General features: G+C 58.9%; 8 protein-coding genes and 1 pseudogene. All 9 read right to left on the bottom strand.

What is annotated here, in order from left to right:
• Positions 1 to 799 precede the first annotated feature (799 nt).
• Positions 800 to 1,783: a polysaccharide deacetylase family protein gene (locus ACXWUF_RS11060; protein WP_458494733.1), complete on the bottom strand. Its 984-nt coding sequence runs from the start codon at positions 1,781 to 1,783 to the stop codon at positions 800 to 802.
• A 10-nt stretch (positions 1,784 to 1,793) separates the two neighbouring features.
• A complete protein-coding gene (locus ACXWUF_RS11055; protein ID WP_458494732.1) occupies positions 1,794 to 2,999 on the bottom strand; it encodes a TIGR04063 family PEP-CTERM/XrtA system glycosyltransferase in 1,206 nt (401 codons plus the stop codon).
• A 92-nt stretch (positions 3,000 to 3,091) separates the two neighbouring features.
• The gene (locus tag ACXWUF_RS11050) at positions 3,092 to 4,222 is read right to left on the bottom strand and encodes a TIGR03088 family PEP-CTERM/XrtA system glycosyltransferase (protein WP_458494731.1); all 1,131 of its coding nucleotides are present in this window, start codon (positions 4,220 to 4,222) and stop codon (positions 3,092 to 3,094) included.
• 73 nt (positions 4,223 to 4,295) lie between these two features.
• The gene (xrtA, locus tag ACXWUF_RS11045) at positions 4,296 to 5,870 is read right to left on the bottom strand and encodes an exosortase A (protein ID WP_458494730.1); all 1,575 of its coding nucleotides are present in this window, start codon (positions 5,868 to 5,870) and stop codon (positions 4,296 to 4,298) included.
• The gene (locus ACXWUF_RS11040; protein WP_458496773.1) at positions 5,867 to 7,084 is read right to left on the bottom strand and encodes a TIGR03087 family PEP-CTERM/XrtA system glycosyltransferase; all 1,218 of its coding nucleotides are present in this window, start codon (positions 7,082 to 7,084) and stop codon (positions 5,867 to 5,869) included. Before ACXWUF_RS11040 ends, xrtA begins: the two co-directional genes overlap by 4 nt.
• 1 nt (position 7,085) lies before the next feature.
• Complete coding sequence (locus tag ACXWUF_RS11035) at positions 7,086 to 8,108, bottom strand: FemAB family XrtA/PEP-CTERM system-associated protein (protein ID WP_458494728.1); 1,023 nt, start codon at positions 8,106 to 8,108, stop codon at positions 7,086 to 7,088.
• Between the two features lie 17 nt (positions 8,109 to 8,125).
• Positions 8,126 to 8,965: an XrtA system polysaccharide deacetylase gene (locus ACXWUF_RS11030; RefSeq protein WP_458494734.1), complete on the bottom strand. Its 840-nt coding sequence runs from the start codon at positions 8,963 to 8,965 to the stop codon at positions 8,126 to 8,128.
• A gap of 240 nt (positions 8,966 to 9,205) precedes the next feature.
• Entirely contained in the window at positions 9,206 to 10,270 is a 1,065-nt protein-coding gene (locus tag ACXWUF_RS11025) for an XrtA/PEP-CTERM system-associated ATPase (protein ID WP_458494727.1), read from the bottom strand.
• Between the two features lie 6 nt (positions 10,271 to 10,276).
• Positions 10,277 to 11,232: pseudogene (locus tag ACXWUF_RS11020) on the bottom strand (hypothetical protein); the annotation flags it as partial.

Here is an 11,232-nt window from a genome sequence, read left to right as displayed (position 1 = left end):
GGATCGGGACGTGGCTCCACAAATGGCTCTACGCCCGGTCGTGGGCCTTGCAGATTCCCTCCGGGAATCCGCCCGGCACTCGGGCTACCGGGGACTACTCGGCTCGCTCGCTTCACATCGCTCCATGCCTCGCAGCGGTTGCCGGTTTTAAGTGGAACACTCAAAATTTATGTGTTCAAAAAGCGCCGGAGGCCGAAAGGGGGAAATGCAAGCCCTGTTTTGAATGTTGAATTTTGCGAATTGGGCGTGAAATATCCCTGGAAGCATACGGGCGGAGTTGAAACGGATAACACCCCTGTAAAGGGATGTTATCCATCCGTGTCAGTTGGAAAAGTGGGTTACAAGGCAGGGCAATAATCCCGAGCTAAATAGGATGTTCCCGCTTGCCCAGAAGAGTCTGCAATACCAGCGGGATGCCGGTATAACGAAATATTAAGCCTTATAGTGTGCGGCTCGCGCCCTACAAAAGGTATGGCGCATTCTCAGTGGCAGCCGAAGCACACCGGGGCGGTTTCGCCCTCGCCGTTGTTTTTGCTGGCGCTGCCACTGGCGACCCGCGCCGAAGCCCGCATCAAAGCGATGCGCAAAGCGCCGACTTCGACTCCGCTCAGCCAGCGAAATCAAAGCCTACGCATCCTTAAACTTAATGGCAGACGGTCTCCGGGGGAATGCTGCCTTGGTCGCTCTGCGTCCCGTCTCCTGCGAGCGACGGGGCGAGACTCAATCCTTACTCCGTGGGAGCGGGCTTCAGCCCACGACAGGCGACCACTCGGTCGTGGGCTGAAGCCCACTCCCACAGCTATTTATTCCCAGACTGATACGACCGCGCCAAATTCTGCAAAAGCTGCGGATGGAATTTCGCCAAACTCGCCGACCAAGGCGTGAACCGGGGCAATTGAAACGGATCGCTTCCCGCACTAGCCGCGCCCCAGCGGGTGGAAACCGCGCCCTCGAATCCCAGGGCTTTGATTAACCCCGCCTGCTGGGGAAGATAATCAACACCGGGCTTGCCGTTGGGATACGCAAATACTCGTATCCGGGTATTCAAGGTTTGCTCCAAATACTCCACCCCCGCACTTATTTCCCGCCGCGCCGAGGCTTCGTCGAGTTTCGCCAAAATGGGATGTAAATGGGTATGTGCGCCGATTTCCATGCCGGATTCATACAGGTTTTGCAATTGCTCGGTGGTCATCATCAAATCATTGGGCAGCGCCTCGTCCGTGACTTTTGCCGCCAATTCCGCCGCCGTGTCCTCGCGCTGACCAAGCGGCAAATATTTTATTTTCGGCAAAATCCGCCCGATGGCTTGGGCCTTGGCGTCCGGCGTTGAAATATCGTGTTCGCCCAATCCCAAGCCGCTCAAGTCGAGGCGCTCCGATTTGGCGCGGCGGATGGATTCAATCACGGTGTCGTTGAACATCCGCCCGCCGTTCAAATACCCGCTGGCGATGAAAAAGCAGGCGGGCAAACCGTGTTTCTTGAGGATCGGCAAGGCCAGCGTCAGGTTGTCGGCGTAGCCATCGTCGAAGGTGACGCAAGCCGTGCGCACCGGGAGGCTGCCCGCTTTGAGCCGGGCCACGGCTTCGGACAGGGGCAGCACGTTGAAGACCTGCTTGAGCAGAGCCATTTCCGCATCGAAGCGGGCGGCGGTGGTTTCGTTGGGGGACAAGGGGTCGGTCTCCGCCAGCACCCGGTGATAAATCAGGAGGCTGAGCCGCGCCCTAGCCCCGGCGGGCGACAGGGCGTTGCCGATGAGTTTATAAACAGGCGCAAGTATCGTCATGCGCCCGCCCTCACCCGGCCAAGAGGCTTTGATAAATAGCGACGTAGCGCTGGACGCTGGCTTGCCAGTTGCGTTCCTGCTCCACGAACCGACGCCCGGCCTGTTTAATGATGGGCCACGCGTCCGGCGCGTTGATAAGTTCCAATACCGTCCGGGCCAGGTCGGCGGCGTCGCCCGCCTTGAATAGCCAGCCGGTTTGCCGGTCGGCGATTAATTCCTTATGTCCGCCTACGTCGGAGGCCACCACCAACCGACCTTGGGCCATGGCTTCCAGGGGTTTCAACGGCGTCACCAATTCGGTCAGCCGCATGGAATAGCGGGGGTAGACGAATATATCCACTTGGTCGTAATACTTTTGCACCTTGTCGTGAGATACCCGGCCCGAGAAAATCACGTTGTCGCCCAGCCCTAAGCGCTTCACTTCTTCTTTGAGGAACGCCTCCTGGGGACCGCCGCCCACCAAGAGCAAGGTCAGGTCCGGCTTGTCGCGCAGAATCGCGGGCATGGCTTCCAACAGCAGGGGCAAGCCCTCATAGGCGTAAAACGAGCCGATGAAACCCAGCACCGTTTTGCCGATCAAGCCGAGTTCTTCCCGTAACTTGAGGTCCGGCTCGCCCGCGAAGTGGAAGCGGTGGATGTCCACGGCGTTGGGGATGACCGTCACCTTGGCGGCGGGGATGCCCCGGGCAATGATGTCCTGCCGCAAGCCCTCGCAGATTGTGGTGATGGCCTGCGCCCGGCGGAATACGTAGCTTTCCAGGGCGTGGGTGGCGCGGTAGCGCAGCCCGTTTTCCCGGCTGGTGCCGTGGTCCACGGCGGCATCCTCCCAGAAGGCCCGGCACTCGTAGACCACCGGCAGCGAGTACCACTGGGCGACCCGCAGCGCGGCCAAGCCGTTCAGGGCCGGAGAATGGGCGTGGAGAATGTCGGGACCGACGTCCTCGATGACCTCGCCCAAGCGCTTCGCCAGGCTGTCCACCACCGAAAAATGGTTCAGCAAAGGCCAGTCGGCATACCAGTGGTTGGGTTGGGGCGTGCGGAAAAAGCGGAAGCCGTCCACTTCCTCGACCGCGACGCTCGGACCCTTTTGCTTGGCCGAGGTGATGTGGAAAGTCTCAAAACCCAGGGCGCGCTGCTGCTCCAGGATGGCGCGGGTTCTGAAGGTGTAGCCGCTGTGCAGCGGGATGGAATGATCGAGTATGTGGAGAATTCGCATAGCTGTCCGGGTGGGGTCCGGTTATCCGTTTTGGTGCAGAAAGATTATTGTTTTTGTGAGTGTATCGAAAATGTCGGCACCACCCCACATGCTTATGCCCTCTTGGCGTCCAACACGTCATCGTAAACGGCCAAATACCGCCCCACCATCCCGTCCAGGCTGAAGCCGTCCCGCACCCGCGCCAATCCGGCGGCGGCGTGGGCCTGGATGCGTTCCGGTTGATCCAGATATTCCAGCAAGGCGGTGGCCATGGCATCGGGATTTTGCTTGGGCACCAAGCGCCCGGTGACGCCATCGTCCACCAACTCCGGGTTGCCGCCCACCGCCGTGGCGATGACTGGCAGCCCTGACGCCATGGCTTCCAGGATGGTGTTGGAAATCCCCTCCGCCTGTGAGGGCAGCACGAAAATATCCAGCCCGCGCAGAATGTCCGCGATGTCGCCGCGCTCGCCCGGCAGCCAGGCCAGCGCCGCCGCGCCCGCCTTCCGCAGCAAGGCTTCGGCCTCGGCCCGCAGGGGACCGTCGCCCACCAAGATCAACCGCAAGCCCGCTCGGTGCCGGGGATGGTCCGCGATAAGTTTCAGAAAGCCCCGGACCAGATTGATCTGGTCCTTCACGCCATGCATCCGGCCCACGGTGCCCGCCAGAATCAAGCCCTCGCCGGTCCCGAATGGACAGTCGGGAATCGCCGCCCGTCCGCCCGGCGCGGGGCAGAAAACCGCCGTGTCCACGCCGTTGCAAATCCGGGTGATTTTCCCGGCGGGCACCTTGATCCGCGCCAGGAGATAGTCTTCCAAGTGACGCGACAGCGGGATATAGCGCTGAACCAGAGGCTCGAAGGCCCGCCGCAGCCATTGATATTTGCGGTTGCTCCCGTCGGGGTCGAACACATCCCAGCCATGCTCCCCATGCACCCGCGCCCTGACGCCCGCCAGCCACGCGGGGAGCAAGCACTCTACCGCCGCCAAGTTGCGGGTATGCACGAGGTCGGGCCGGAGTTCCCGCAGCAGGCGGAACAGCCGGACATACAGCCCGAAGTCCTGCCCTTCCCGACGATGCAGCTCGTACACCGGCACCTCGGGCGCGAGGCGGCGGCGAAAATCGGTGGCATCCTTGAGGCAAATCACCGCGTGGCGATAGCGGTCCCCGGGCGTGCGGTTGATGAGGTTCACCAAGCCGTTTTCCAGGCCACCCACGCCCAGGCGATAAATGATATGGGCCACCAACGGAGGCTTCCGTGGGTCGGGCAGGTACCCGCGCCCGCCGCCCTGACTGAAATCATTTCCGGCCATCGCCTCAGCCACCCGCCGCCCGGTTCAGGCTGGCTTCGAGCGGCCCCAGCATGGCGTCCGTGAACCGTTGCAACACCGCCAGCGCCGCCTCGGGGTCTTCGTCATATTCCGTCACGATGACCAGCCCGGCCTCGTCGCGGATGTCACCCCACAGCCTGTCCTTCGCCTCCAGCCATTTGCCCACGTAGTCGTTGGCCGTATACGCCTCGCCGATGCGGTTCCAACGCCACGTCACCAGCCTTTGCCGGGGCGACAGCAACTCCCCTTGCAGCACCGTCACTGGCTGGCCGTTAAGGGTCACTTGCGCCGACCTCTCGCCCGGCATTTTCCAGACCGGGTGGCCCTGAGGAATCAACACGTTCTGGGAATTAATCAACTCATCCCCCTGCGCCTGATTCCGGTAAACCATCACGAATAGACCCACCGTGTTCGCCCCATCGCTGAAAAACTTTTCCGCCAACAGCGTGGGCCGGACATAGGACGGCTTCCACTCGGTGAAAGCGCCGGTGGCCCGCCAAGCACCGGCCTGTTCGGGCAGCGTTAGAGCCATCGGCCCGGTCCGGGCCGCCGCCAAGCGCTCGATATAAGCGGCCCGCACCGGCCACACCACAGCGATTCCCAACGCGACCGCCAGGCCGACCAACAACGTCTGTCGCGCCGCTGGCGTCGGCGTGACGCCGCCCACCCGCCGCGCCCGGTCCTCCGAATGGGCCGCGTCGTCCGCCCACAGCGAACCCAGCCAGAACATCAGCAGCATGACCAGCCCGAAAAACACCCAGCCGTAAATGAGGTGGTCCGCCCCCACGGCCAGCTTCATATTGCTCAAATGGGCCAGCATCACGATCATGTAGGCGCGAAGGCCATTGGCGATGACCGGGAACGCCAAGGCCAAGGCGATGAACGCCAGCCGCCGATAAATCGAGCGGTAGCTCAGGTAGGCGTACAGAAAGCCCAGGGTGATGGAGGCAATCAGATAGCGCAGCCCGCTACAGGCTTCCACCACCGACCAGTCGCCGCTGGGAATGCTGAAGAACGTGCCCTCCCGGAACACCGGGACGCCGGTGAGGCGCAGCATCATGACCGTGAAGTCGGCGGTGAAGTCCATCATCGGGGGCACCAGAAACTCCCCCATGGGCACGGCGAACAATAGGAAGCCCAAGGGGAACGCCAGTTCCCGGAACACCCGCCAGCCCAGCAGCAGCCAAACCAGACCGGGCAGCATGGCGATGAGGGCATATTGCTCGACCACCTGAACCCCGGCCACGCGGGCCACCAGCCAGCCCAGGCCCGCCAGCACCAAAAACGGTGCCGCCCGATAATCCGGGCGGGGCGGAATCCGCGCCACCACGTCCCGACGCTGCCAAATCAGCCATGCGCTGATGGGGAAGATCAAAAAGCCATGGGCGAACGTTTCCGACCGCCACCAAATCTCCACGATGGAACCAAAGGTCTCGTGGTAAATCGCCAGCAAGGCCACCATGCCGGCGACCACCACCGCCAGCGCCGTCCGCCAGTGTGGCGCCAAGTCCGCCCCACGGGCCGACCCCTCGCCCTTGAGCGTGGCGGCGTGATCGCTCATAGGTTCTCCAGCAAGTCGCCGAGGCGGGCGAGACTATGGTCCCAGCCATAGCGCCGCTCAATAAAGCGCCGATTCACCGCCGACCAAGCCGGCGCCCCCTCGTCGCGCAGCATCGCCAGCGCGGCCCCGGCCCAATCCTCCGGCTGATCCGCCACCCAGGTATCCAAGGCGGCGTCGATCCGTATCCCCTCCATCGCGGCGGGCGAGGCCAGCACCGGCTTGCCCATGGCCATCGCCTCCAACACCTTGTTCTGTATGCCACGGGCAATGCGCAACGGCGCCACCGCCATGCGGGCATGGGCCAGATAAGGCCGCATATCCGGCACCGCGCCCGTCACCGTGACGCCTTCGCGGGCCTCCAGCGCCCGCACCGCCTCGGTGGGGCGAGCGCCGGCAATGACGAACCGGACGCTGTCATCGTGTTCACGGATCAAGGGGAACACCACATGGGCGAACCAAGCCACGGCATCCACATTGGCCCAATAATCCATGGCCCCGGTGAACACCATTACCCGGTCATCCGGCCCGTAAGGGTTGGGATAATCCGCCAAGCCGTCGAAATAAACCGTATCCACGCCGTTCTCCAAGGGGAGCAGGCGGTCGGCGGTCTCCGGGGCCAGTTCCGCGAAGAGATTCGCCTCCTGCTCGGACACGAATAAGGAACGGTCGAACTTGGCCGCCACCCGCCGGTCGTGCCGGAGCAGATAAGCCGCCTCGCGGCGATAAACCCAACTGGCGGGCCAGGTTTTATTGCGGGCATATTGACGCCATTTATCTGAATCCACATCCACGAAGTCGATGAGGCGCGGCACGCCGTCATAGGGTTCGGCGTATTGGGACATGGCCGAAGAAAACACCAAAACACCCCCGATGGAAGGCCGCGCCATAATCCGCCTCACCCAGGCCGACATATGGGAATCCGCATAATAAGGCACGCTCAGGGGTTCCCCGGTGATAAAGCCTTTCAAACTCCGCCATTTTCCCTGAGTGGGATTCAGGGGCAATAGGCAGGCTTCCGCGCAATACTTTCGCACCTCGGGCAGATATTGCCAATCCTCGGGATCGTCCACAAACGCCCCGAGATAAACCCGGCAGGATTCCGCCAGATATTTGAGGATATGGAAGGAACGAATCTTGTCCCCTTTATTGGGCGGATAGGGAATCCGGTGGACCAGAAACAGGATTTCCCTCATGGTTTGTCCAGTATCGCCCATATCAGCCCAGGCTCCGCGAAATCCAAGGTCCAACCAGTTTACTCACCGGCAATGGCAAGTGCTGCCAAGCCGACACGAACAGCCGATATTTAGGATTCAAGGGATTGATATTCGGCACCTGCCGGGCCTTCACCAATTCATATTCATACGGCAGCGGCTCGGGTTCAAATCCCCAATGGGTCTTGAATCGGTATGACCCGGTGCCTTCCTTGCTGCGGCCATAATCGAAGACATTCACGCCTTTCTCGACCGCCCGCCGCATGACTTCCCAATACATGAAATCATTGGCCTTCAAATCCCGCGCCCGTTCGATACCGCCGCCATAATAGGGCAACACCTCGTCGCGGAAATAAAAGTTCATCACCCCGGCCACCACCTGCCCTTCGTGTTCGATGGACAACAGCTCGCAGGCGTCGCCGAATACTTCCTTCAAAAGCTCGAAATACCGCTTGGAAAACACTGGCGTACCTAAATTACGCACGGATTCCGCATAAGCCTCATAAACCCTATCCACCTTGGCATCCACCACCGATTGCAGGCCCGCCGCCATACCTTTTCGAATCATGGCCCGCTGTTTTCTCGGCACTGCTGCCAAGTTTTTATCCGGGTCCGGGTCCAGGGTTTTACGGAAGGTGACATACAGGGATTTGGTCGGGCGTCCAGAAGACCCGGCGTGCTGGTTACGGAATTCCAAATAATCCACGCCCAATTCATGGGCCAAACTCACCGCCCGATCCTCCAGCGCTTGGCGTGCCGCGTCCGATTCCGCCACCGCGCCACCGTAGACGCAAAATGGATTGGAAATTAAAGCATTGCCGAACAGCAGGCTTTTCACATGGCCCAAGGGCAGCAGGCCGACGATTCTCCCGGATTGTTCCGCGTAAAAGTAATAGGTGGCATGGCCAAAAGCCCGCTCAATAACCTCTTTCCAGCCGGACTTATGAAAAAAACTGGCCCTTGGACACGCCTCGACAAAGGCATCCCAATCCGCCTTGCGGCCATTATCTAAAAGCTTAATATCCATAAGTATCCGGTGGGAAATTAATTGGCAGGCCGACTTTCGCCCGAGTCTAGAAACACGTTCGCCATGGTGTCCCACCGAAAATCATTCAATAGCCGAACCAGACGTCCTTCCATGCGGGACAAATTGAGATAATGGCGGAAACGGGTTTTCATATTGATATTTTTCTGGCGGGGCTGATCTGGATCAATCTCCCACGGGTGGAAATAAAAAATGCATGCCTGCCCATCCTGCTTATTAACCCGGCGCATGGCCCAACGGGAAACCCCATAGGGCAGCAACCGAAAATAGCCGCCGCCGCCACAGGGGAAATTCCGCTCGCCCAATTTCACGGTGGTAACGGGCAATTCCAACAAGCCTGCGGCACCACTCGGTTGGAACCCGAAGCGCGGCGCCTCCGGCATGCCATATAAATCATGTTTGACGGGGTAAATGCTGGAACTATAACGAAAGCCCAACTCGCCGAGAATGTCCAGCGCCCACAGATTATTCGCGCCGATGGAATAACTGGCGGCCCGATACCCCAGCACGGAACCGCCGGAAATGTCTTCCAAAATCCGCTTGGATAGGCTCACGTCTTCGCGGAACTCCGCTGGCGTTTGTTCCGTCACCCGAATATGGCTATAACCATGACAGGCCAATTCATGCCCGGCTTCGACGATCCGCTTCACCAGCCCCGGATAACGCTCCGCCACCCAGCCCAGCGTGAAAAAAGTAGCGTTTACACCATGGGCCGCGAATAACTGTAGGATCTTATCGGTATTCCGCTCGACCCGACACGATAGCTTTTCCCAAGCCTCTCGGGCGATATAAGGCTCGAAGGCGGAAACCTGGAAATAATCCTCCACATCCACCGTCATGGCATTCACGGGGGAAGTTTCCTTGCCTACTTTTAATGATGGGAACAATTCAATCGCCTCGTGTTCTATGAATGGACCGGGAACATAAATACCTGGGTTGGTAAAACCATGTTCTGCCTCCTCTCCCCACGGGAGAGGGTTGGGGTGAGGGCGATCAAATGAAGCTTTCCCTCCACTGCCATCTATACTAATAAGGTAATAATATCGGGATCACTATAATCCCTAATGTCGCGTCATGAATTATCGCGACTCGGGCAAGTCGTCCGGCTGATCCTCATAAACCGGGTCCATATCCAACTGCAATAAAATAGCTTTGCGCAGCAAGGCCCGCTCCTTTTGTGCTGTTTTCCGCAAGGCGGAAACCATATTCTCAAGTTGGCATACACGGTTTTCAAGGCTTCCTTCGCCCATGGGCAAATTATCGGCCAACTCCCTAACCAATCCATTGGCTGCGCCATTAGTGGACTCGGGGCACGCCGCTGGTGGACTTTTCACCGCATCCTGATCTATTTCATTAATCACTAACTGCACCGCTTCTAGGGTCAATTCATGTAACTCTTCCAAGTAACCATATAACAGCAAACGGTCGCACAGGGTATTAATGATTCGGGGAATGCCATTGGCATAATTATGTATTTCCTCGAATGCCAAGTCGGAAATATGTGGGTCTTGATTCCAGCCAGCGGTGGTCAAGCGGTGCAGGATATAGTCGTGGGTTTCGTCCGGCTCCAAGGGCCGTAAATGATAAGTGGCCGTCACCCTTTGCCGGACCTGCTCCATTTTGCCGCTTTGCAAAGTGACCCGCAGTTCATCCTGGCCCAACATGAAAACCTGGAATACCGAACGTCCATCCAATTCAAAATTCAACAACATCCGCAATTCTTCCAAGGACTGCGGTGGGAGATTCTGGGCCTCGTCCACCACTAATAGCACGCGCCTTCCCTCGCGGGCTTTGAGCTTGAAAAAGTTTTCCAGATTCTTTAGCAAAATCGCCTTGGCATCGCCGTCGTAGGACAAACCGAACGTCGCGGCAATAATCCGCAAAGTATCCTCAGCCCCCACCTGCGATGTCACCATTAAACCGGCGACGATATTCTCGTTGCGCAAGGTTTCAAATAGCTCTTTGACCAACATGGTCTTGCCGGTGCCCGGCACGCCCGTCACCACCACAAACCCTTCACCCTGAGCCAACCCATAGCGGAGATAAGCCAAGGCCCGCCGATGCACCGCGCTATTAAAAAAGAACTCGGGATCGGGGTTAAGCTGAAAAGGCTTCTTCTTTAGGTTGTAGAACGTGTCATACATAAGGATTCAATACCTTAGAAATAGATTTGCCATTACACGGTTTTCCGAATAAGAAGCCGCTAATAAATCCGAACTCTGCTCGGTATATCGGTAAGTCAAGCCACCACTGACATATTTCGAGATGGTATGGTACACGCCCAGAGAAATCATAGAAAAATCGCTCGAGTATTGGGGACTCGATGTCGGCTTGGCATTGAGCGATTGCCAAGCCACCATTAATTGTGACGAGGTTTGCTTCGCGAAACGCCAATTCCAAAAAGCCGTGACACCCAACACATCTTGGTTCCCATTGGATTGATAATTGGCCCGTTCCTGGTAGCCGCTCAGCGTGATATTAGTTTTCGGATACAATAAGGAAACACTGGCCTGTGCCCGCTTCCGAGTGATTATTTCGTTGATGTTAGTGGCGTTGGTGGGTTGACTAATCGGTATATAGGCCTGTTGTGTGTCCTGAAATATCTGCGAGGTGGTGGTGGTGTATTCGGTATAGATGGCTTGCCACTGGGTGCGGCGAGTGCGATGGCAAACTCCGCCATTCCAAGTGGTTCCCGAATTGAATCCGCCATAGGTATTCAAACCGCCGCCAAGCCCCCCAACCCCCACGCCATAACCACCCGAGCCGCCGCCGAGTCCGGTTAATCCAGAGCCAAAACCGCTCGTGCCACCGACGCCGCCATAACCCCCAATACCACTACCGAATCCGCTGCCATAGCCCCCGATCCCGCCCCCCAATCCACCGCCATATCCACCCATTCCGGTGTTATATCCACCTGTCGCGCCCAACGCCCCAGCGCCGCCGCCGAAATTCCCGGTGCCGCCGCTACAGGCACCCGATCTAGCAGAGCCTTGGCTTCCGCTCCCACTTTGGGCGTCACTCCCGGCGGAATTATTCCCTACAGTATCTCCGTAGCCCCCCATGCCCCCCAATCCACCGCCATACCCACCCAGGCCACCCACGCCCC

The sequence above is a fragment of the Methylomagnum sp. genome, assembly GCF_054333355.1.
This window is presented reverse-complemented; position numbering and strand designations above follow the sequence as displayed.

Coding starts and splice junctions, on each gene's coding strand:
- ACXWUF_RS11060 (WP_458494733.1), bottom strand. CDS start 1,783: ATGACGATACTTGCGCCTGTTTATAAACTCATCGGCAACGCCCTGTCG.
- ACXWUF_RS11025 (WP_458494727.1), bottom strand. CDS start 10,270: ATGTATGACACGTTCTACAACCTAAAGAAGAAGCCTTTTCAGCTTAAC.
- ACXWUF_RS11055 (WP_458494732.1), bottom strand. CDS start 2,999: ATGCGAATTCTCCACATACTCGATCATTCCATCCCGCTGCACAGCGGC.
- xrtA (WP_458494730.1), bottom strand. CDS start 5,870: ATGAGCGATCACGCCGCCACGCTCAAGGGCGAGGGGTCGGCCCGTGGG.
- ACXWUF_RS11040 (WP_458496773.1), bottom strand. CDS start 7,084: ATGGGCGATACTGGACAAACCATGAGGGAAATCCTGTTTCTGGTCCAC.
- ACXWUF_RS11035 (WP_458494728.1), bottom strand. CDS start 8,108: ATGGATATTAAGCTTTTAGATAATGGCCGCAAGGCGGATTGGGATGCC.
- ACXWUF_RS11030 (WP_458494734.1), bottom strand. CDS start 8,965: ATGACGGTGGATGTGGAGGATTATTTCCAGGTTTCCGCCTTCGAGCCT.